This window comes from Actinoplanes sp. NPDC049548 (assembly GCF_040676695.1).
GTDB lineage: Bacteria > Actinomycetota > Actinomycetes > Mycobacteriales > Micromonosporaceae > Actinoplanes.
Window position 1 is genome coordinate 503,502 of sequence record NZ_JBFAPM010000003.1, and the last position, 20,614, is coordinate 524,115.

Genomic DNA, 20,614 nt, shown 5'->3' on the forward strand with positions numbered 1-20,614 from the left:
TCCTGACCGACGACGATCGGTCCACGAGCGGCCACGGCCCCTGGGCACCGGCGTGATGCACCAACTGCTGAGGAGCGAGAATGACTCACCCGTCGCATACCACCAGGGGACCAAGCGTCACGCGGGAATGTGCGGAAAAGTGCAGCCGAAGTGATCCAGGGCACGTTTCCCCTGGTCAAGAGCTCCCCCGATTGGACTCGAACCAATAACCTGCCGGTTAACAGCCGGCTGCTCTGCCAATTGAGCTACAGGGGATCGTCTGACCTCCCGCTTCGCGGGCTGTCGTGGTGACCGGAAGAACAATACAACACCCGCAGGCCCGGCGCCGACAGGGGTGCCCGACACACCCGGGACGACCCGATGAGGGACGAAACCGGGGCGAGGTGAATGTTTGAGCGGCAGGATGGGTATGCACCGGATCAGACGCACGCGCGTCAACGAACGGAAGGAGCCGCCATGCGCGGAAAGCTCATGTTCATCACGGGTCTCGCGGCGGGCTTCGTCCTGGGCAGCCGTGCCGGCCGGGAGAAGTACGAAGAGATCGCGGCGAACGCCAAGAAGGTGTGGGAGCACCCGACGGTCCAGGAGGCCGCCGGCGTCGCCCAGGCGCAGGCCAACAAGCTCTACACCGAGGGCAAGGACAAGCTGAACCAGTCCAAGCTCGGTGAGAAGCTGCACTCCGCCAGCACGTCGTCGTCCTCGTCGTCGACCTCCGATGACCTGTCGACCTCCAGCGTGAGCGCGAACAGCACCGGCACGACGTACTGACGCACGCCGCACGCAGAGAGCCCGGCCCTCGTCGGCCGGGCTTTCTGCGTACCCGGGGTCAGGAGGACGAGGAGAACGCGGCGTCGAAGGCCGCCGCGGGCGCGTCGAAGGCCAGGCGGCGGACGAACCGCAGGGCTTCGGGGGCGCCGACCAGGCGGTCCATGCCGGCGTCCTCCCACTCGATCGAGAGCGGGCCGTCGTAGCCGATCGCGTTCAGCGCGCGGAAGCAGTCCTCCCAGGGGACGTCACCGTGGCCGGTGGAGACGAAGTCCCAGCCTCGGCGCAGGTCGGCCCAGGGCAGGTGGGACGCCATCCGGCCGCGGCGGCCGTCGCCCGTGCGGACCTTCGCGTCCTTGCAGTCGACGTGGTAGATGCGGTCCTGGAACTCGAGGATGAAGTTCACCGGGTCGAGGTCCTGCCAGACGAAGTGCGACGGGTCCCAGTTGAGGCCGAAGGCCGGGCGGTGGCCGATCGCCTCGAGGGTGCGCCGGGTGGTCCAGTAGTCGTACGCGATCTCGCTGGGGTGCACCTCGTGGGCGAAGCGGACGCCGACCTCGTCGAAGACGTCCAGGATCGGGTTCCAGCGGTCGGCGAAGTCCTGGTAGCCGCGTTCGATCATGGCGGGCGGCACCGGCGGGAACATCGCCACGGTGTGCCAGATCGACGAGCCGGTGAAGCCGACCACCGTCTTGACGCCGAACTTCGCCGCCGCGCGGGCGGTGTCCTTCATGCGCTCCGCGGCGCGCTCCCGGACACCCGCGGGGTCGCCGTCGCCCCAGATCGCCGCCGGCAGGATGTCCTGGTGGCGTTCGTCGATGGGGTGGTCGCAGACGGCCTGGCCGACGAGGTGGTTGGAGATCGCGAAGACCCGCAGGTTGCGCTTGGCGAGCTGCTCGCGCTTGCGGTCGACGTAGTCGTCCTCGGCGAGGGCCCGGTCCACCTCGAAGTGGTCGCCCCAGCAGGCGATCTCGAGGCCGTCGTAGCCCCACTCGGCGGCGAGCCGGCAGACCTCCTCGAACGGCAGGTCGGCCCACTGGCCGGTGAAGAGCGTGATGGGTCGCGCCATGTCATCTCCCTGTTCGCAAGCGTGACGAAGAGGGTTCCGGGCCGGCGCGAGGACGACCGGCGGGCGGCACGGTGGCCGGCGGGCGTCGCGGCCACGCCGGGTCTGCGCCTCCCGGCGGGCCCGCCCGCAAGCGGTGCCAGCTTGAACTCTAGGTGCGCGGACGCCCCTCAACAAGACAGGCGGGCCGCCTCGGGGGGCGAGAGTCCGAGCTCGGCCAGTTCGGCGACGTAGCGCCACTCGATGTCGAGATGCTCGGTGCCCGGCACGTCGGCGTCCATCAGATGCCGCAGCGCCGTCCGGGAGACCTCGGTGGTCGCGCTCAGCGGCGCGGGCGGTTCCGATCGCCACGGTACGCGGTGCAGCACCCGCCACGGCCCCGCCGGGAACTCCTGCAGCGCCTGGGCCAGGTCGCAGACGTAACCGGCGTCCGGGGTGGTGACCGGGTGCGCGACGTCCTCCTCGACGTACCCGCGCAGCGCCTCCGCGGCGGCGTGCGGCTCGGCGGCCTGCACGGCGGCGGCCACCTGGGCCTGGATCACCGCCACGCCGGCGCCGGCGAGCCGGTCGAGGTAGGCCGCCGGGTCCTCCCAGGTGCACGCCAGGTGGGCGAGGTCGAGGCAGACGCCGAGACGGTCCTTGTCGAGCCGGGAGAAGGCCGCCGCGACGGACGCGGAGCCGTCGAGCACCGCGCCCGGCTCGGGGCGGAAGCCGACGCGTACGGCGCGGCCGGTCTGCCAAGCGACCTCGGCGAGGCCGCCGGAGAGCCGGCCCAGGATGCGGGAGCAGGCCTTCTGCTGGGGCTCGTCCCAGCCGTCGCGGCGGCCGATGCCGACGGTGGTGACCGCGCCGCGGACCGCGTCGTCGGGCAGCAGGTCGACCAGGATGCGGGCGAGGTCGAGCGTGTACTCCAGGCGGGCCGGACTGCTCCAGTCGGGCGCTTCGGAGCCGTCGCCCTGCGCGTAGCGCACCCCGTTCACCGTGACGACCTCCAGCCCGCGCGCGTCGAGCTCGGCCCTGAGCCGGGTACGGGAGCGCGCGTCGATCGCCAGGGCGGCGGCGAGGCCGGGCGGAAGCCACAGGCTCACCCCGAGGGTGTCCACGTCCTGCCGGGCACGGACGGCGGCGGCGTACGCGTCGAGCTGCTCGACGACGGCCGGGAGGTCCCGGGCAGGCCGCAGGTCGGTCCCGTGGGTCAGGTGGACGACCCGGCCCGAGTGGTGGCGCAGACGCATCAGAATCCCTCCTGGAGCGGGGCGTCACCGGTGCATTCGCACGTGCATCGGTTCGTGCGCGGTCCAGTATGGATCATGTGGCCGCGGGTCACCGCTGCCGTCGTGGCGGACCGACGGGGTGCCATGACGCCTCCATCCGTGGGGTCTGTTGCCCTCGGATACGAGCCTCAACCGGCGCCCGGATCAGCGGCGTACTCGCCGTGCGACGCCGTGACCGGCACCGACCTGATCCACGTAGGCCGACTACATTGACTGACACCGATGTCATTGCCCTCGGTGAGCTGGCCCGCAACCCCCCAATAGGCAAGAACCCATACCATCGCAGGAAGCCGCACCCGTGCACCAAATGCACACTCGGACACACACCGCCCACCAACACGTACGAACGCCCCGGGCGGGCGGCCGATAGGCCGGCGAAACCACCGATCCAGCCCGGACGGTGGCGCGACCAGGCCGGGACGGCACAGCCCGGGCGTGTGCCACGGGACTGTGCTGTGCCCGTACCTATGAAAGCCGTCCCTGGAACCCACACAGGACGACCGCGTCCTTTGCGGTCCGGGGCGCAACCGGACCGCCCTCGCAACGCCGAATCACACCGTCGCTAGCGCCTCCACGTTCACCCAGGCGGCGGATGCCGCTGACCGTTCGACCGCGTCCAGCACCAGCTGGACCTGGAGGGCGTCCGCGAAGGACGGTGCCGGGTCCTGCCCGGCCGCGATCGCCGCGATGAGGTCGCGGACCTCGTGCGTGAACGAGTGCTCGTAGCCGATCAGGTGCCCGGCCGGCCACCACGCCGCCATGTACGGATGGTCCGGTTCGGTCACCAGGATGCGGCTGAAGCCCTGCTCGCTCGGGGGCAGCGTGGCGTCGTAGAACTCGAGCTCGTTCATCCGCTCGAAGTCGAACGCCACGGAGCCGAGCGAGCCGTTGAGCTCGACGCGCAGGCCGTTCTTGCGGCCGGTGGCGAAGCGGGTGGCCTCGTAGGTGGCCACCGCTCCCCCGTCGAGCCGGGCGAGGAACAGGGCCGCATCGTCCACCGTGACCTCGCCGGATCCGGCGTGGCCGTTGCCCGCCGCCGACAGACCGGCGGCCTCGGCCGGCAGGGGCCGTTCGCGCACGAAGGTCTCGGTGAGGGCGCTGACCCCGGTGATCTGCTGGCCGGTCACGTACTGCGTGAGGTCGACGATGTGCGCGCCGATGTCGCCCAGCGCCCCGGACCCGGCGACGTCCCGGCGGAGTCGCCAGACCAGCGGGAACTCCGGGTCGACGATCCAGTCCTGCAGGTACACCGCGCGGACGTGGCGGATCGTGCCGATCCGGCCGGAGGCCACCAGCTGCCGCATGAGGGCGACGGCCGGCACCCGTCGGTAGTTGAAGCCGCACATCGTGCGGACCCCCTGGGCCTGCGCGGCCGCCGCCGCCTCGGCCATCTGCCGGGCCTCGGCCACCGTGTTGGCCAGCGGCTTCTCGCAGAGGACGTGCTTGCCGGCGGCGAGGGCGGCCAGGGCGATCTCCGCGTGGGTGTCGCCCGGCGTGCAGATGTCGACCAGGTCGACGTCGTCCGCGGTGACGACCTGGCGCCAGTCCGTGGCGTGCGACTCCCAGCCGAGCTTGGCGGCCGCGGCCGCGACCTTGTTCTCGTCGCGGCCGCAGACCACGGACATCCGCGCCGACAGCGGCAGCTCGAACGCGTGGTTGACGGTGCGCCATGCCTGAGAGTGCGCGGCGCCCATGAACGCATAACCGACCATGCCGACCCGCAGCTGCCCCATCATGCTCTCCGTTCGTGATCGTCAGAAACCGAGCTTGCTGTACTTCGCCGCGTTCTCTTTCGTGATCGTCTCGGAGGCGAGGGTGATCTCCTTCGGCACCTGCAGCTCCACCAGGTCTGCCATGCCCTTGCCCTGACCGATCAGGCGGGCCAGGGAGATCGCGGAGGACGCCATCGAGGGGCTGTAGGTGACCGTCGCCTTGAGCACGCTGTTGTCCGCCGCGATCTGGTCGATCGCCGCCTTGCTCCCAGCGCCGCCGACCATGAAGAACTCCTTGCGGCCGGCCTGGTTGATCGCGGCCAGCACACCGATGCCCTGGTCGTCGTCGTGGTTCCAGAGCGCGTCCATCTTCGGCAGGGCCTGCAGCAGCTCGGTGGCGGCCCGCTGCCCGCTGTCCGCGGTGAACTCGGCCGGGCGCCGGTTGGCGACCTTGAAACCGTTCTGGCCCAGCGCCTCGTTGAAGCCCGCCGTCCGCTCCTGGGTGAGCTCGAGCGAGTCGATGCCGGGGATCTCGCCGATCACCGGGTTACTGACCCCCTTGAGCTTGAGCTGCGCGCTGATCCAGGTGCCCGCGGCCAGGCCCATGCCGTAGTTGTCACCCTTGATCTGGAGCCGGTACGCGGCCCGGTCGGGGAACGCCCGGTCCAGGTTGACCACGGGAATGCCGGCCTTCATGGCCTCCAGGCCGACCGAGTTGAGCTCCTTGCCGTCGTGCGGCAGCAGAACGATCACGTTCGGCTTCTGGGCGATGAGCGTGGAGATCGCGGCGCGCTGGGCAGCCGCGTCCGCACCCGCCGCGACGCTGCGGAGCTCCACGTCCTGGTACGCGGCGGCCTGCGCCTTGGCGTTGTTGGTGATCGCCGCGACCCACCCGTGGTCCGCGGCCGGGGCGGAGAAGCCGATGACGACCTTCTGACCGGGCTCGGCGTTCTTGTTGTTGCCGGCGTTCTGGTTGGTGTTGATCTGCGTGTTCTCGCTCGGCGTGTTGCTGGTGCAGGCGGTGAGCAGGGCGCCGGCGCCCAGGGCGGCGCCGCCGAAGAGGACGCGACGACGGGAAAGATCGTTCATCGTTTTCTCCCAGGGGTGACCGGGCGGCCGTCGCCGGTCGCCGGTGAGGTGGGGGCGGGGGGGGTTAAGCGGTGGGCTTACGCCCGAGCAACTGGGTGAGGGAGCGGTAGCGGAACTGCTGGACCAGTACGGCGGCGACGATGATGCCGCCCTTGACCATGTTCTGGACCTCGGTGGAGAGGTTGTTGATCGCGAAGAGATTGGTGATCGTGGAGAAGACCAGCACCCCGAACAGGGCGCCGATGATGGTGCCGCGGCCGCCGCTGAGCAGCGTGCCACCGATGATCGCCGCGGCGATCGCGTCCAGCTCGTAGAGGTTCGCCATCGCCGCCTGCGCGCTGGTCGCCTGCGAGGTGAGCATGATCGCCGCGATGCCGCAGCAGAGGCCGGAAAGGGCGTACAGCAGCATGGTGTGCAGCCGGACGTTGATGCCGGCCAGCCGGGCGGCTTCGACGTTGCCGCCGATGGCGACGGTGCGCCGGCCGTAGGTGGTGCGGTTGAGCAGCACCCAGCCCGCCGCGACCACCAGCGCGAGGATGATGACCAGCATCGGGATTCCGGCGATCTTCGTCGTCGCGATGCTGTTGATGGTCGTGTTGGTCGAGACCTGCGTCTGTTTGCCGGAGATCTGGGCGGCCAGGCCGCGGGCCGCGACCATCATCGCCAGCGTGGCGATGAAGGGCACGAGCCTTCCGTACGAGATCAGCACGCCGTTGATGAGCCCCACGACCACGCCGACCACGATGGCGGTGAAGATCATGCCGGCGGCGCCGTAGCTCTGCGTGGCGAGGGTGGTGGACCAGACGCCCGCCACCGCGATGATCGCGCCGACGGAGAGGTCGATGCCACCCCCGATGATCACGAAGGTCATGCCGACCGTGACGACGCCGATGGCCGAGGCCTGCTGCAGGATGGTCCAGACGTTGTTGGTCACCCAGGTCGCGTCGCCGTACAGCTCGGGACGGGTGACGATGCCGATGATGACCAGGACGACGAGGACGCCGACGAGGCCGATGTTGCGGCGTACGGGCTCCGCACCGTCGCTCTTCCACCAGCTGCCCTTCGGCGCCGGAGCTTCCTTCGTGACCTGCGAGTCGACGGGCGGAGACTGCGCCGGCACGCCGGGCCTGGTGCTCTGATCCGTCACGCCGGTTCTCCCTCCATGAGGGACCCCGCCATGACGAGGTCCAGAACGGTTGCTTCGTCGATCTCGTTCGCGGGTGCCTCGTGGATCAGGTGTCCCTCGCGCATGACCAGGACGCGGTCGGCGAGGCCGAGCACCTCGGGCACCTCGCTCGAGACCAGCAGCACCCCCACACCGCCGGCCGCGAGATCGTGGATGACCTGGTAGAGCTCCGCCCGCGCGCCGACGTCCACGCCCCGCGTCGGCTCGTCGAGCAGGAGAAGTCTCGTCTTGTCGAGCAGCCAGCGGCCGACCACGACCTTCTGCTGGTTGCCGCCGGACAGCGTCCGCACGGGACGGTTCACGTCTCGCGGCCGCAGCTCCAGCTGGTCCGCTGTGCGCATCGCCGCGGCCTTCTCCTTGCTCGCGTCGGTGATGCCGCCGCGGGCGTACCCGGAGAAGGACGACAGCGTCATGTTGCGGTAGATCGGCTCGTCCAGCAGCAGCGCCTGGCTCTTGCGCTCCTCCGGCGCCATGCCCACGCCGCTGCGCACCGCGGCGCCGATGGTGCGGATCGCCTTGCCGTCCACCTTGACCGTTCCGGCGTCCGCCCGGCGCGCCCCGAAGATCGTCTCCAGCAGCTCCGAGCGGCCCGAGCCCACCAGGCCCGCGATGCCGACGATCTCCCCCGCCCGGACGGTCAGCGACACGTCGGCGAACTCACCCTCCCGCGTGAGGCCCTCCACCTCCAGCAGTGGCTTGCCCTCCGCGGCGCCGGCGCGGGGCGGGAACACGTACTCGATCGTGCGGCCGGTCATCCGGCTGACCAGCTCCCGGGTGGGGGTGCTGCGGGCCGGCAGGTTCGCGGCCGTGGTGCGGCCGTCCTTGAGGACGGTGACGCGGTCGCCGATGTCGCGGATCTCCTCGAGCCGGTGCGAGATGTAGATGACCGCGATGCCGTGCGACGTCAGCTCCCGGATGATCCGGAACAGGTTCTCCACCTCGTCGTGGGCGAGCACGGCGCTGGGCTCGTCCATGACGATCAGCCTGGCGTCGTGCGACAGGGCACGAGCCATGCTGACGATCTGCTTGCCCGCCGCGGGCAGCGAGCGGACCAGGCGGCGGGGCGGGATCTGCGGGTGCCCGAGCCGGGCCAGGATCTCCCGGGTACGGGCGGCGGTGGACCGCCGGCGCAGGAACCCGCCGCGGCTCTCCTCGTGGCCCAGGAACGCGTTCTCGGCCACCGACAGGTCGTCGACGAGGTCGAGCTCCTGGTAGATCGTCGCGATCCCGGCGCGCATGGCGGCCTGCGGGGTCGCCGGGGCGAACGGCTCACCGAGCCAGCTGATGCTGCCCTCGTCGGCGTGGTGCACCCCGGCCAGGATCTTGATCAGGGTGGACTTGCCGGCACCGTTCTGACCGAGGAGGCAGTGCACCTCGCCGGCGCGGACCTCCAGCTCGACGCCGTCCAGCGCCCGTACGCCCGGGAAGGTCTTGACGACGCCCTCCAGCTTGAGGACGACTTCCCTCTCTTCCGAGTCGGTCATGACGCCTGCTCGAAGGCCGTGTCGCTGGCGAGGACCGCGGCCCCGGTGACACCCGCGCGGGCACCCAGCTCGCTCAGCACCACCGGCAGGTTCCCGGTGGCCAGTGGCAGCGAGCGCCGGTAGACGACGCTGCGGATCTCGGCGAGCAGGATGTGGCCCAGCTGCGCGAGCCCGCCCCCGATGACGATCATCGACGGGTTCGCGAAGCTGACCAGCGTGGCGAGGGTGGCCCCGACCCTGCGCCCGCCGTCCCGGATGAGCCTGATGCAGGTCACGTCCCCCTCGGCCGCGCCGTCGGCGACATCCCGGGCGCCCAGGCTCCCGCCGTTGGCGGCGAGCCGCTCGGCCAGGGCCGGGGACTCCCCGCTGCGGGCGGCGGCCAGGGCGTCGCGCGAGAGGGCGGCACCGCTGAACAGCGCCTCCAGGCAGCCGGCGTTGCCGCACGAGCACATCGGACCGTGCGCGTCGACCTGGATGTGGCCGATGTCGCCGGCGCAGCCGTCCACCCCCCGGTAGACGTCGCCGCCGAGGTGGATGCCGCAGCCGATGCCCGTACCGATCTTGACGAAGAGGAAGTCGTCGACCGAGTGGGCGACCCCGCCGTGCCGCTCCCCGATGGCCATGATGTTGACGTCGTTGTCCACGACGGCCGGGCAGCCGTGTTCGCGGGTGAGCACCTCACGCACCGGGTACCGGTCCCAGCCCGGCATGATCGGCGGCGACACCGGCACCCCGTCGCGGAAGCTCACCGGGCCGGGAACCCCGATGCCGACGGCGTCGAGCCGTTCGTACGCCCCGTCGGTGCGAGCCTTCGCCAGCAGCTCGTTGACGCGGTGCAGGATCACCTTCGGCCCGCTGCGGATGTCGGCGCTTTCCCGGTACGCCGCGACGGGCTCGAGCCGGCCGTTGGTGACCTCGATGTCGATGGAGCTGGCCCCGAGGTCGACGGCGGCGAAGCGCAGCCGCGGATGCAGCTCGACCAGGGTGGAGCGGCGACCCCCGCGCGAGGCGGCCATCCCGGCCTCCGCGATGTATCCGGCGGCGACCAGGCGCTCGACCTCGGCGAGCAGCCGGGGCCGGGTCAGGTCCAGCCGGTCACCCAGCTCGGCGCGCGAGATGGGTCCTTCGTCCCGCAGCAGGCGCAGCAGGCGCAGATGGGGGGCGTCGACGATATGCACGGGCAACCTCCGGCCGTTCACACCGCCGCAACGAACGGTGTCACGCCCGTCACACTAGGGCCCTTCCGCCGCGCTAGTCCATACCTTCTCGTTGATCACCGCAAACTTTTGTCCCCAGATTCAAAAGTGCGGGGCGGAAGTGTCCAGTTTTGGGAGTGAGCGGGCGTGTTCGCTGGTCAGGCGGGTGGCGCGGTCACATCCCGGGCCCACGGAGGAAGCACCGGTTTCGCCGGTGGCTCGGGCTCGGTCGTGGCGAGCTCCGGTAGTGGCTTCGGCCCGCGGACCGCCTGGAAGATCAGGACTACCCCGGCTGCGGTGCTGAACAGCAGGAAGTCCGGCATCGTCGACAGCGGTGCGTCGCCGAGCTGCTCGGTCGACCAGGCGAAGACGCCGAAGGTGACGCCGGCGAGCACCAGCCCGGCGATGCCCTTCGCCGGCCGCCCGCTGCGCCGGAAGATCCACGCCAGCGGCAGGGCGGTGAACGTGGCGAGCATCGTCCACCACACCGTGCGGTGCTCGTCGTGCACGCCGAGCGCGAAGCACGACGCGATCAGACCCAGGTGGCCGACCGCTACGGCCGAGGGGCGCTTCGCGTCGACGAGGAGCGGCCACATCATCACGGCCAGCGCTGCGGTGCCCAGCCAGGAGGACGCCGTGACCGGCACGGCCGGCGCCGCGATCACGATCCCGGCCAGCACCAGCACGGCCGCTGAGACGCTCACCCGACGATGGCTCACGATGTGAGGCTAATGGTCGAAGCGGCGACGGCCGCGCCCCTTGGCGGGAGCGCGGCCGTCGGTCGTGGCTGGTGGCGCGGTCAGGACGTACTCAGGCCCTTCTCGCTGCCCTTCTTCAGCTTGCGGTCGTCGCGCAGCTGCAGGAACGGCTCGTCGTCGGGCGAGTGGCCGGCCGCGATGGCCCGCCCACGCTCCAGCTCCGCGTCCAGCTCGGCGCCGAGCATGATGGCGATGTTCGAGATCCACAGCCAGACCAGGAACGCGATGACACCGCCCAGCGTCCCGTACGTCTTGTTGTAGTTGGCGAAGTTGGCCAGGTAGATCGCGAACGCGGCGGAGGCGGCGACCCACACGAGCACCGCGAAGATGCCACCCGGGCTGACCCAGCGGAAGCCGCCGGTCTTCGCGTTCGGCGACGCCCAGTACAGGATCGCGAACATCAGGCTGACCAGGACGACGAGCACCGGCCACTTGGCGATGTTCCAGGCGGTCAAGAAGCCCCCGCCGAGACCGATCTGCTTGCCGACCGCCTCGGCCAGGCCGCCGGTGAAGACGACGATGACGGTCGAGAGGATGAGCATGATGCCGATGACCGCGGTGACGCCGAGGCGGATCGGGATCGTCTTCCACACCGGCCGGCCCTCGGGCACGTCGTAGATGGCGTTCGAGGCCCGCATGAAGGCGCCGATGTAGCCGGAGGCGGACCAGAAGGCGGCCACGATACCGATGACCGCGGCGAGACCGGCTTTGCCCGGGTCCTGCACCTGCGAGAGCACCTGGTTGACCAGGTCCTGGATCTGGCCGGGCGCGACCTGGTTCACCGTCTCCTGCACGGTCTGCTGCCCGTTGTTGCTGAGCATGCCCAGCACGGACACGAGGACCAGCACGCCGGGGAAGATCGACAGCACCCCGTAGTAGGTCAGCGCCGCCGCCCAGTCCGTGACGTTGTCCTGCGAGAACTGCTTGAACGTCCGCTTCAGCGCGCCGAGGATGCCCTTGCCCTTCAGCTGGGCGGGACTGTCCGGCCCGGCGTCCGGGCTGGGCGCCGACAGGTCGTCGTCGCGGTCGTCCGCGGTCCGCGAGGTGGCGGCGGCATCGATGTCCAGCCCCTTGCTGTCGCGGTCCCGGGCGTCCCGCGCCCCCGCGGCGTGGGCAGCCTTGTCGTGGCCGTGGTCGTGCGACGTCTCCTCGGCCTTGCGAAGAAGTCTCATCGCGGGATACCTCCAGGGCGTTACGCGTCGTGTCGTCACCGCATTCCGCTCCGGACGGCCCTTCACCGCCGGTCGGCAGAATCGCGACCTGACCGGGTGATGCCCGCCATCCTGCGGGTTTAATCCCTTTCACCTCAGCTTGCGTTCAGCGGAGATCCAGCTCAGCGGCGTGGCAGCATCGGACCGTGCCCGGTGTGACTTCGCCCGCTGCCCGCCTGCTGCTCGCGGCGGCCGGCATCGTCGTGGTGGCGTCTTCCGGCTGCACGGAGACACAGTCGGAGGACAGCCTCGCCGCAGTCGCGGTGCTGGGCTGCGCCGACTCGGCAGCCTGGGGCACGGTGACGACCGTGACGCCCGAGGGCAGCCGGCTCCGCGTCGTCATGCGCACCGACCGATGGGTCGTGCCGGACACCGGCGCGACCACCGTCGACTTCCTCGCGGACCACCCATCGGCTCAGGTGGGAGCGCCCGACTGGAAGGTGGGCGCCCGCGGCCTCGTGGTCCTGGACGGCTCCGCTCCACCGTCGCTCTACGCCGACGAGCCCGGGAAGAACCTCGAGAGGGTGTGGCGGGACGCCGGGGCCCGGCGCTAGGTCGACTGCCCGGGATGACCGGCCGGCGGCGTCACTTGCAGAGGAGCTTCTCCATGCGGCGGCCGGCAACGGCCAGACCGACGCCCACCACCACCAGCAGGTACGCCACGTCGACCAGCTGGAGCCACCCCACTCCCCCGGTCGTGATCGCCCGGATCAGGTCCACCGAGCGGTACAGCGGCGTCACCTCCACCACCCAGCGCAGGGCGGACGGGTACGCCTCGGCCGGGACGAAGGTGCCCGAGAACAGGAAGAGGGCGAACTGCGCCGACGCCACCAGGTCGAAGTCCTGCCAGCTGCGCATGAAGGTGGACAGGGCCATGCCCGCGGCGCCGAACGCGAAGCCCACCAGGACGGCGCCGGCGAGGGCGGCCAGGGCGCGCAGTGGTGTGGTCAGGTCCATGACGACCATCACCACGAGGAAGGCGGCCGCGTAGATGGTGCCGCGGATCATCGCCCAGGCCAGCTCGCCCAGGGCTATCTCGATCGGCCGTACCGGGGTGGCGAGCATCCCGTCGTACAGCTTCATGAACTTCATCTTCCCGAAGAAGTTGAAGGTGGTCTCGGAGAGGGCGCCGGTCATCGCGGAGGAGGCCAGCATCGCCGGGGCGACGAACGCGGCGTAGGTCACCACCCGGCCGTCCGGCAGCGTCAGGTCGCCGACCAGCGTGCCGACGCCGACGCCGATAGAGAACAGGTAGAGCACCGGCTCGAGGAAGCCCGAGGCCATGACCAGCCAATACGCGCTGCGCAGCGTGGCGGCGTTGCGCTCGACGACGGACGCCGACCGCCGGCCCGCGCCCTCGAAGGACACGAGCCGCGGCAGGATAAGGGTCACCATGACGCACTCCTCATCGGCATGTCACACCACCAGCCGGCGGCGGAACTGGCGGTGGGCGAGCAACCATCCCGCCGCGGCCCACAGCGCGAGATACAACAGGTGGCCGACGGCCGACCAGTCCGGCGCCGTGCCGAGCGTCGCCGCCCGGCTCAGGTCGACGCCGTGCCAGAGCGGGGACGCCCACGCGATCCAGCGCAGCGCACCCGGCAGCGACTCGACCGGGAAGAAGACGCCGGAGAACAGCGACATCGGGATCACGCCGAGCCGGAAGAGGATGGCCAGGTAGCTGTCGCTGCGGATGGCGGCCGCGTAGGCGAAGGTCGGCGTCGCCACGGACAGGCCGACGAGCGCGGCGACCGGGAGCGTGGCCAGGGCCCACCAGGAGTGCATCGTGCCGAAGGCGGTAGCGATCAGCAGGAATGCGGTGCAGCTGGTCAACGTGCGGAAGACGATGAAGAGCAGATGGCCGTCGAGGATGTCGGCCACCCGCAACGGGGCCGCGGCCTGACCGAAGTAGATGCGCTGCCACTCGAAGCCGCCGAGGACCGGCCAGCTGGAGTCGCCGATGGCGATCTGCATGGCGGTCGAGGCGATCAGCCCGGGAACCATCCAGTCCAGGTACGGCACGCCGTCGACGCCGCCCGTCACGTACGCGCCGACGCCGACACCGAAGCCGAGCATGGTGAGCAGGGGCAGCACGAACGACGACAGCACGCTGGAACGCCAGATGCGGCGGTAGCTGACCAGGTGGTATTCGAGCACGTACCACGTCATGTCAGTCCACCAGGGTCCGGCCGGTCAGGTGCAGGAACACGTCCTCCAGGCTGCTGCGGCGCACCAGGACGCTCGCCGGGCTGAGCGCCCGGCGCTGCACCTCGGCCACCGCGGCATCGCCGTCGGAGACGTAGAGCAGGATGCGGTCGGGCAGGATCTCGAGCCGCTCGCCCACCCCGGCCAGCTTGTCCGCGAAGACGTCCTGGGCCTCCGCGTGGAAACGCAGCTCCACCACCTCACGGGTCGAATACTGCTCGATGAGGGCGCGGGGCGAGCCTTCCGCGACGATCCGGCCGCCGTCCATGACCACGAGCCGGTCGCAGAGCTGCTCGGCCTCGTCCATGTAGTGGGTGGTCAGCACCAGCGTGACGCCCTGCTGCTTGAGCCGGAAGAGGCGCTCCCAGACCAGGTGGCGGGCCTGCGGGTCGAGACCGGTCGTGGGCTCGTCGAGCAGCACGATCTCGGGCTCGTTGACCAGCGCCCGGGCGATCGTCAGCCGCCGCTTCATGCCGCCCGACAGCGGCTCCACCTTGCTGTCGGCACGCTCGGTCAGCTGCACGAAGTCGAGCAGCTCGTCGGCGCGCCGGCGGGCGACCTTGCGCGCAATGCCGAAGAACCGGGCATACGTCGTCAGGTTCTCCCGGACGGTCAGCTCGAGGTCGAGGTTGTCGAGCTGCGGGCAGACGCCGAGGCGAGCACGGATCGCCGGGCCGTCACGCAGCGGGTCACGGTCGAGGATGCGCAGGACACCACCGGTCGGCGGGGAGACACAGCCGATCATCCGCATGGTGGAGCTCTTGCCCGCGCCGTTGGGGCCGAGGAAGCCGAACGCCTCGCCGCGCGCCACATCGACGTCGATGCCGTCGACGGCCGTGAAGTCGCCGAAGCGTTTGACCAGCCCGCGGGCGTGAATGAGAGTCACCCGAGCGACCCTAGTGAAGGGGTCCGACAAAAACCGCCGGATGTCAGGCCGGCGGGGCCGACGCTTCCCTGGCCGCCTCCACCAGCTGGTCGGTCACCTCGATCACCGGCTCCGCGTCCACCGCCGTCTTCGCGTCGTAGCGGACCGACCAGCTCACCCCGTCCACCCCGGGAATCCGCCTTCCGACGACCCGGACACCGCCGTGCGGCGGCAACGGATGATGCGACGTGTACGCCACTGAGCGCGTGACCCGCGTCCGCACCTGGTCCGGCAGCTCCCCGGGCTCGAGCACCAGGAACCCGACGACCGGCGCGTCGACCAGCACCGTGTAGCCGTTACGCTCCTGCGCCACCTCGGCGGGCGTGACGCGCAGCTCGCGCCCCGACCACGCCGCCTTGTGGATCTCGTGCCAGCCCAGCCGCCGGCCGTCGGGCAGCCAGAGGCCGCGGTTGGTGGCCACCAGCGCCTGATCCCGCGACTCGCCCACGTGCGCCCACGCCAGCACGCGCTCGTCGGCCTCCAACGGGGGCCGCTTGTCGGCCGGGAGCTTCGGGCTGCGGCGGAAGAGTTTCACAATGCTCCTGCTGCCTGGTCACGGAGGGCGCGGGCGTGCTGCTCGAGGGAGAACAACTCCCCGGCCAGCGCCAGGTACTCGTCCTTGTGCGCCACCGGGTTGAGGCGCTGCACCTTGGACTTGAGGTCCTTGATGCGGGTGGTCACCGAACCGACCTGAAGCCGGGCCAACGTGATCTGCACGTACCGCAGATCCGCCTCCCCGTCGACGAGCAGCGGCTCGACCGCCAGCTCCCCTACCAGGGCCTTGCCGCCCAGATCCTGGCACGCGTCCCGGACCGCCTCGATCCAGACCGCCCCGCCGGTCGCCGAGGCGGTCCCGCCCGCCGCCGCGACCGCGGCCCGGATGTCGCGCAGCACCGGGTCGCCGTACGAGTCGACCTCGATCGCGTCGAACATGGGCCCGGCCAGCACCGGCTCCTGCAGGGCCAGCTTGAGCGTCTCCCGCTCGACCTGACGCTGCGGGCTGTCCACGGGACGCCGCTGGGTGACCACCGGTGCCTCCGGCGACAGGGCTGCCGCCACCGCCCGCTGCACCGGCTCCAGGTCCATGCCGAGGTCGCCGGCAAGCTTGCGGGCGTACTCGGGACGCTTCTCCCGGTCCTTGATCTTGGCCACCAGCGGCGCGGCCCGGCGCATCGCCTCCACCCGGCCCTCGACCGTGTCCAGGTCGAACCGGGCGAGGGTCTGGCGCAGCGCGAAGTCCACCAGCGGCTCACGCCCGGCGATCATGTCCTTGACGGCCAGGTCGCCCTTGGCGAGACGCAGCTCGCAGGGGTCCATGTTGTCGGGACTGACCGCGATGAAGGTACGTCCGACGAACCGCTGGTCCTCCTCGAACGCCCGCAGCGCCGCCTTCTGCCCGGCCGCGTCCCCGTCGAACGTGTAGATGATCTCGCCCGTGAAGCTGTCGCTGTCCATCAGCAGCCGCCGCAGCACGCCGATGTGGTCGACACCGAACGCCGTGCCGCAGGTCGCCACCGCGGTCGGCTCCCCCGCCTCGTGACAGGCCATCACGTCCGTGTACCCCTCGACGATCACGGCGCGGCCGCGCTTGGCGATCTCCCGCTTGGCGAAGTCGATGCCGTACAGGACGTGGGACTTCTTGTAGAGCGGCGACTCGGGGGTGTTCAGGTACTTCGGGCCGTCATCGTCGTCGAACAGCTTGCGCGCGCCGAAGCCGATCACGTCCCCGCTCAGGTCCCGGATCGGCCAGAGCAGGCGACGGCGGAAGCGGTCGATGAGGGAGCCGGACCGGGCCGGCTTGGCGAGACCGCCGGCCGTCAGCTCCTCGGCGGTGAAGCCCTTCTGGCGCAGGTGCTTGGTCAGCAGGTCCCAGCCCTCGGGCGCGTAGCCGCAGCCGTACTTCTCGGCGGCCTCCCGGCCGAAGCCGCGCTCGGCGAGGAACTCGCGGGCCTTGCGCGCTCCCGCCTTGCCGAGCTGGTCGCGGTAGAACTCGGCGGCTGCCGCGTGCGCGGCGATCAGGCGCTGCTTCTGGCCGGGCTGCTGGCGCGGCGTGCCGGGGCGCTCGTCGGAGGTGTCGTAGCGCAGCTGGATGCCGGCCCGCCCGGCGAGCCGCTCGAGCGACTCGACGAACGTCAGATGCTCGGCATCCATGAGGAACTTGATGGCGTCCCCACCCGCCCCACAACCATGGCAAAAATAGACATTTCGGGCAGGAGAGACCGTGAAGGACGGGGTCTTCTCGTCGTGGAAGGGGCACAGGCCCTTGAGGTTGCCGCCGCCCGCCGACCGCAACGTCACCGTCTCGCTGATCACGTCCTCGATCGAGGTCCGGTCGCGGACCAGCGCGATGTCCTCGTCCTTGACCCTGCCCGCCACCGCTACATACTGCCTCGCGCTACCCGCGGCCCGCCAAGAGGGTCCGGTGCCACGCCACGGCCGCCGGGTCGGTGAGCGAGGCGACCTGGTCGATCACCACGCGCAGGCGGGCGGCGTCGTCCGCGGCCGCCTTCCACATGTCCGCGAACATGGGGTCGAGGCGGTCGGGGGCGCGGGCGCAGAGGAGCTCGACCAGGGAGGTCAGGATCTCGCGCTGCTGCTCGTACCAGTCCTCCGCGGCGCGGGCGCGCATCACGTAGCGCAACGCCATGCCCTTGAGGAGGGCGCACTGGTTACGCGCCGTGCGCGGGATGATGAGGTCGGCGTCGTAGCGGCGGACCTGGCCGTACCCGTGCCTGCTGTTGGTGGCCCCGACCGCGGAGGAGACGAAGCGGCCGGTGAGGACGCTGGTCATCCGCTTGAGCGCGACCTGGGCGCGGTACGTGCCGTCGTAGTCGGCCGCGGCGGTCACCACCTCGTCGGCGAGGAGCAGGTCGAGGGCCTCGCCGAGGGCTTCCGGGCTCTCGTCGGAGTAGGTGGCCGCCACGTCGGCGCACAGTTCGGCGCGTTCGTCGGCGTCGTCGAGCAGGGGGCGCAGGGACAGGTATCCGCCGTGCACGCCGTCCTCGACGTCGTGCACGGAGTAGGCGACGTCGTCGGCCCAGTCCATGACCTGGGCCTCGAGGCAGCGGCGTTCGCCGTCGGGGGCGGTGGCGCGGATCCACGTGAAGACCGCCAGGTCGTCGGCGTAGACGCCGAACTTGCGGGTGCCGGGGCGGCGGGGCCAGGGATACTTGCAGCTGGCATCGAGGGAGGCGCGGGTGAGGTTGAGGCCGGCGCCCTCCACCTTGGCTTCCAGGCGGGTGAGGACGCGCAGGGTCTGGGCGTTGCCCTCGAAGCCGCCGCAGGGCTGGGCGATCCTGTCGAGGGCGGCTTCGCCGTTGTGGCCGAACGGCGGGTGCCCGATGTCGTGTGCCAGCCCGGCGACGTCCACGACGTCCGGGTCGCAGCCGAGGCGGGCGCCCATCTCGCGGGAGATCTGGGCGACTTCGAGGGAGTGTGTCAGGCGCGTACGGAGGAAGTCGTCGGACCCGGCCGTGTGCACCTGGGTCTTGGCCGCCAGCCGGCGGAAGCCGGCGGAGTGCAGCACGCGGGCGCGGTCACGTTCGAACTGGGTCCGGCCGTAGCCGCTGTCCTTGGCGGGCTCGCTCACCCACCGTTCCGCGTCGCCCGTCATGGATCAACCCTAAGCCGCGCGGATGGTGGGCCGATGCGAATGACGTGGAGTCTGAACAGCGCCGCCGGTCCCGCTTGACCATCATGGCGCGTCTGATGCTGATGGCGGGTATCGCGCTGGCGTCCGTGGCGCTGGTCGGAGGCGTGGCGTCGTGGGGCTCGTCGCGTCAGGCCGAGGCCACCGAGGACATCGCGACGGTCAGCGACGGCATGAGCAACCAGTGGAACGCCGACATGATGCATGACGGCTTGCGGGCCGACGTGATGTCCGCGTTGTACGCGACGACCGGCGAGCAGCGGCAGGCGTACGCCGTCGACGAGGTGACCGAGCACGCCGCGACGATGGTCGCCAAGTTCGATGCGGCCGCGAAGGCCGCACCTCCCGAGCTGACGGCCCGTTATGCCGAGGTGCGTCCGGACGTCGTCGGGTACAGCGACGCGGCGAAGTCGCTGGTGGCGCTGGCGGCGACCGATCACGCCGCCGCCGTGGCGCAGCTGCCGGCCTTCCTGGAGCGGTTCTCGGCGCTGGAGGAGACGCTGGGCGCCGTCGACGATGCGATGCTGCAGGCGGTGCGGGACGCGAACCGGCGGGGCGGGGATGCGGGCCGCACGAGCCGTTGGATCATCATCGCGGCGGGGCTCGCCGGGGCCTTGCTGACGGCCGCGGCGGCGCTGCTGACGATCCGGGCCGTGCGCCGCCCGCTCGGCGGGATGCTCACCGCGGTGCGGGCCGCGGCCCGCCGGGATCTGACGGTACGGGCGGAAGTGGTCCGGCACGACGAGCTGGGTGAGATGGCCGAGGCGCTGAACGAGGCGCTGGCGGCGATCCGCTCGACCGTGGCCGCGACCGCGACCGGCGTCGGGGCTCTGACCGCGGCCGGCGGGGAGCTGCGGGAGGTCGCCGAGCGGCTGGACACGTCGGCGGAGCAGACGTCCGGGCAGGCCCGCAGCGCCGATGCGGCCACTCACCAGGTGTCGGAGGCGGTGGGCGACATGATGACGGCGACCGGCCAGCTGGCCGAGTCGATCCGGGAGATCGCCCGGCAGACCAGCGACGCGACGCTCACCAGCAGCCGCGCGAGCGAGCAGGCCGGCGAGACGTCCGAGCTGGTCACGACGCTCAGTGAGGCGAGCCGGGAGATCGGTGACATCGTCAAGCTCATCACCGGCATCGCGGAGCAGACGAACCTGCTGGCCCTGAACGCCACGATCGAGGCGGCGCGGGCCGGGGACATGGGCAAGGGCTTCGCCGTCGTGGCGACGGAGGTGAAGAGCCTGGCCCAGGAGACCGCGCAGGCCACCGGGGACATCACCGCCAGGATCGGCGCGATCCAGGACATGACCGCGCGTACGGCGGCAGCCATCGACACGATCACCGAGGTGATCACGCGGATCGACGACGGGCAGCGGGCGATCGCCGCCGCGGTCGAGCAGCAGTCGGCCACGACCGAGCTGATGTCGCGCAACGTGGGCGACGTGTCGGCGGCGGCCGGCGAGATCGGCGGGACGGTCACCGCGATCACCTCGTCCACGGGTGAGACCGCGGAGAGCGCGAACACGACGCGGCGCTCGGCCGAGCGGGTCGGCGCCGCGGCGGCCGAGATCGAGGGCCTGATCGGTCAGTTCACCTACTGACCGCCACCCCTGCCGGCGAGCACGCAGAACTCGTTGCCCTCGGGGTCGGCCAGGACCACCCAGGAGACGTCGTGCTGGCCGATGTCGACGGGCCGGGCGCCCATGTCGACCAGCCGTTCCACCTCGGCCTCCTGGTCGTCCGGCCGCAGGTCGATGTGGAGCCTGTTCTTCACCGTCTTGGCATCCGGCACGGGGGTGAACAGCAGGCCGGGCAGGGTGTCCGGGGTACGCCGGATCTCCACCTCGTCGGGTTCCTCGTGCACGATCACGTAGCCGAGCGCCTCCGCCCACCAGCGCGCGAGGCGCGCCGGATCCTCGGCGTCGACGACGATCTGCTCCCACGTGCTCGGCATACGGCAACCTCCACGAGACGCCATCGAAAGTGGCGATCATGTTACGCGCAGATGGCCCCTCCGGCGCGGTGGCATGACGAGAACGCACTCGTCGTGCGACATCCTCCGGCCCGGCGTCCGACACTGGCCGAAAGGAGGAGGTC

19 protein-coding genes and 1 tRNA gene are annotated in these 20,614 nt (G+C 70.9%); 3 read left to right on the forward strand and 17 right to left on the reverse strand.

Going from position 1 to position 20,614, the window contains the following annotated elements; all coding sequences use genetic code 11:
- Positions 1–182: 182 nt before the first annotated feature.
- A tRNA-Asn gene (locus tag AB0J80_RS09540) sits at positions 183–255 on the reverse strand.
- A gap of 201 nt (positions 256–456) precedes the next feature.
- On the opposite strand from AB0J80_RS09540, the gene AB0J80_RS09545 reads away from it, so the two are divergent.
- Positions 457–768 (forward strand): hypothetical protein, encoded by a 312-nt coding sequence (locus tag AB0J80_RS09545; protein WP_364702443.1) that lies wholly within the window; start codon positions 457–459, stop codon positions 766–768.
- Between the two features lie 58 nt (positions 769–826).
- Here AB0J80_RS09545 and AB0J80_RS09550 read toward each other — a convergent pair whose 3' ends face one another.
- From AB0J80_RS09550 to AB0J80_RS09590, 9 genes are all read right to left on the reverse strand, one after another.
- Positions 827–1,834, reverse strand: a complete 1,008-nt coding sequence (locus AB0J80_RS09550; RefSeq protein ID WP_364702446.1) for a sugar phosphate isomerase/epimerase family protein — start codon at positions 1,832–1,834, stop codon at positions 827–829.
- 167 nt (positions 1,835–2,001) lie between these two features.
- A complete protein-coding gene (locus tag AB0J80_RS09555) occupies positions 2,002–3,066 on the reverse strand; it encodes a xylose isomerase (protein ID WP_364702449.1) in 1,065 nt (354 codons plus the stop codon).
- Between the two features lie 590 nt (positions 3,067–3,656).
- Positions 3,657–4,841: a Gfo/Idh/MocA family oxidoreductase gene (locus AB0J80_RS09560; protein ID WP_364702452.1), complete on the reverse strand. Its 1,185-nt coding sequence runs from the start codon at positions 4,839–4,841 to the stop codon at positions 3,657–3,659.
- An 18-nt stretch (positions 4,842–4,859) separates the two neighbouring features.
- Positions 4,860–5,906 carry a substrate-binding domain-containing protein gene (locus tag AB0J80_RS09565; protein ID WP_364702454.1) on the reverse strand — a complete coding sequence of 349 codons (1,047 nt, stop codon included), beginning with the start codon at positions 5,904–5,906 and terminating at the stop codon, positions 4,860–4,862.
- Positions 5,907–5,970: 64 nt separating this feature from the next.
- Complete coding sequence (locus tag AB0J80_RS09570) at positions 5,971–7,053, reverse strand: ABC transporter permease (RefSeq protein ID WP_364702457.1); 1,083 nt, start codon at positions 7,051–7,053, stop codon at positions 5,971–5,973.
- Positions 7,050–8,576: a sugar ABC transporter ATP-binding protein gene (locus AB0J80_RS09575; RefSeq protein WP_364702460.1), complete on the reverse strand. Its 1,527-nt coding sequence runs from the start codon at positions 8,574–8,576 to the stop codon at positions 7,050–7,052. Before AB0J80_RS09575 ends, AB0J80_RS09570 begins: the two co-directional genes overlap by 4 nt.
- Positions 8,573–9,754, reverse strand: coding sequence for an ROK family transcriptional regulator (locus tag AB0J80_RS09580; RefSeq protein WP_364702463.1), 1,182 nt, complete (start codon positions 9,752–9,754; stop codon positions 8,573–8,575). The genes AB0J80_RS09575 and AB0J80_RS09580 overlap by 4 nt, the downstream gene beginning before the upstream one ends.
- A gap of 176 nt (positions 9,755–9,930) precedes the next feature.
- Positions 9,931–10,491 (reverse strand): hypothetical protein, encoded by a 561-nt coding sequence (locus AB0J80_RS09585; RefSeq protein WP_364702465.1) that lies wholly within the window; start codon positions 10,489–10,491, stop codon positions 9,931–9,933.
- Between the two features lie 80 nt (positions 10,492–10,571).
- Complete coding sequence (locus tag AB0J80_RS09590) at positions 10,572–11,702, reverse strand: YihY/virulence factor BrkB family protein (RefSeq protein WP_364702468.1); 1,131 nt, start codon at positions 11,700–11,702, stop codon at positions 10,572–10,574.
- Between the two features lie 194 nt (positions 11,703–11,896).
- Here AB0J80_RS09590 and AB0J80_RS09595 point away from each other — a divergent pair, with 194 nt between their 5' ends.
- Positions 11,897–12,295, forward strand: a complete 399-nt coding sequence (locus AB0J80_RS09595) for a hypothetical protein (protein WP_364702471.1) — start codon at positions 11,897–11,899, stop codon at positions 12,293–12,295.
- Between the two features lie 31 nt (positions 12,296–12,326).
- On the opposite strand, the gene AB0J80_RS09600 is transcribed toward AB0J80_RS09595, so the two are convergent.
- The 6 genes from AB0J80_RS09600 to AB0J80_RS09625 are packed head-to-tail and all read right to left on the reverse strand — an operon-like array spanning position 12,327 to position 18,484.
- Entirely contained in the window at positions 12,327–13,136 is an 810-nt protein-coding gene (locus AB0J80_RS09600; RefSeq protein WP_364702473.1) for an ABC transporter permease, read from the reverse strand.
- A 21-nt stretch (positions 13,137–13,157) separates the two neighbouring features.
- Positions 13,158–13,910, reverse strand: a complete 753-nt coding sequence (locus tag AB0J80_RS09605) for an ABC transporter permease (protein WP_364702476.1) — start codon at positions 13,908–13,910, stop codon at positions 13,158–13,160.
- A gap of 1 nt (position 13,911) precedes the next feature.
- Positions 13,912–14,832: an ABC transporter ATP-binding protein gene (locus AB0J80_RS09610; RefSeq protein ID WP_364702479.1), complete on the reverse strand. Its 921-nt coding sequence runs from the start codon at positions 14,830–14,832 to the stop codon at positions 13,912–13,914.
- A gap of 43 nt (positions 14,833–14,875) precedes the next feature.
- A complete protein-coding gene (locus tag AB0J80_RS09615) occupies positions 14,876–15,406 on the reverse strand; it encodes a hypothetical protein (protein WP_364702481.1) in 531 nt (176 codons plus the stop codon).
- A complete protein-coding gene (dnaG, locus tag AB0J80_RS09620) occupies positions 15,403–17,247 on the reverse strand; it encodes a DNA primase (RefSeq protein ID WP_364702484.1) in 1,845 nt (614 codons plus the stop codon). Before dnaG ends, AB0J80_RS09615 begins: the two co-directional genes overlap by 4 nt.
- A 19-nt stretch (positions 17,248–17,266) precedes the next feature.
- Complete coding sequence (locus tag AB0J80_RS09625; protein WP_364702486.1) at positions 17,267–18,484, reverse strand: deoxyguanosinetriphosphate triphosphohydrolase; 1,218 nt, start codon at positions 18,482–18,484, stop codon at positions 17,267–17,269.
- 83 nt (positions 18,485–18,567) lie between these two features.
- Here AB0J80_RS09625 and AB0J80_RS09630 point away from each other — a divergent pair, with 83 nt between their 5' ends.
- Positions 18,568–20,118, forward strand: a complete 1,551-nt coding sequence (locus AB0J80_RS09630; protein ID WP_364702488.1) for a methyl-accepting chemotaxis protein — start codon at positions 18,568–18,570, stop codon at positions 20,116–20,118.
- On the opposite strand, the gene AB0J80_RS09635 is transcribed toward AB0J80_RS09630, so the two are convergent.
- On the reverse strand, positions 20,112–20,471 hold the full coding sequence (locus tag AB0J80_RS09635) for a VOC family protein (RefSeq protein ID WP_364702491.1): 360 nt from the start codon (positions 20,469–20,471) through the stop codon (positions 20,112–20,114). The genes AB0J80_RS09630 and AB0J80_RS09635 overlap by 7 nt on opposite strands.
- Positions 20,472–20,614 lie beyond the last annotated feature (143 nt).

Bases quoted from the DNA above. Each gene is read 5' to 3' on its own strand.
- AB0J80_RS09545 (WP_364702443.1), top strand. From the start codon at position 457: ATGCGCGGAAAGCTCATGTTCATCACGGGTCTCGCGGCGGGCTTCGTC.
- AB0J80_RS09550 (WP_364702446.1), bottom strand. From the start codon at position 1,834: ATGGCGCGACCCATCACGCTCTTCACCGGCCAGTGGGCCGACCTGCCG.
- AB0J80_RS09555 (WP_364702449.1), bottom strand. From the start codon at position 3,066: ATGCGTCTGCGCCACCACTCGGGCCGGGTCGTCCACCTGACCCACGGG.
- AB0J80_RS09560 (WP_364702452.1), bottom strand. From the start codon at position 4,841: ATGATGGGGCAGCTGCGGGTCGGCATGGTCGGTTATGCGTTCATGGGC.
- AB0J80_RS09565 (WP_364702454.1), bottom strand. From the start codon at position 5,906: ATGAACGATCTTTCCCGTCGTCGCGTCCTCTTCGGCGGCGCCGCCCTG.
- AB0J80_RS09575 (WP_364702460.1), bottom strand. From the start codon at position 8,576: ATGACCGACTCGGAAGAGAGGGAAGTCGTCCTCAAGCTGGAGGGCGTC.
- AB0J80_RS09590 (WP_364702468.1), bottom strand. From the start codon at position 11,702: ATGAGACTTCTTCGCAAGGCCGAGGAGACGTCGCACGACCACGGCCAC.
- AB0J80_RS09600 (WP_364702473.1), bottom strand. From the start codon at position 13,136: ATGGTGACCCTTATCCTGCCGCGGCTCGTGTCCTTCGAGGGCGCGGGC.
- AB0J80_RS09605 (WP_364702476.1), bottom strand. From the start codon at position 13,910: ATGACGTGGTACGTGCTCGAATACCACCTGGTCAGCTACCGCCGCATC.
- AB0J80_RS09625 (WP_364702486.1), bottom strand. From the start codon at position 18,484: ATGACGGGCGACGCGGAACGGTGGGTGAGCGAGCCCGCCAAGGACAGC.
- AB0J80_RS09630 (WP_364702488.1), top strand. From the start codon at position 18,568: ATGGCGCGTCTGATGCTGATGGCGGGTATCGCGCTGGCGTCCGTGGCG.
- AB0J80_RS09635 (WP_364702491.1), bottom strand. From the start codon at position 20,471: ATGCCGAGCACGTGGGAGCAGATCGTCGTCGACGCCGAGGATCCGGCG.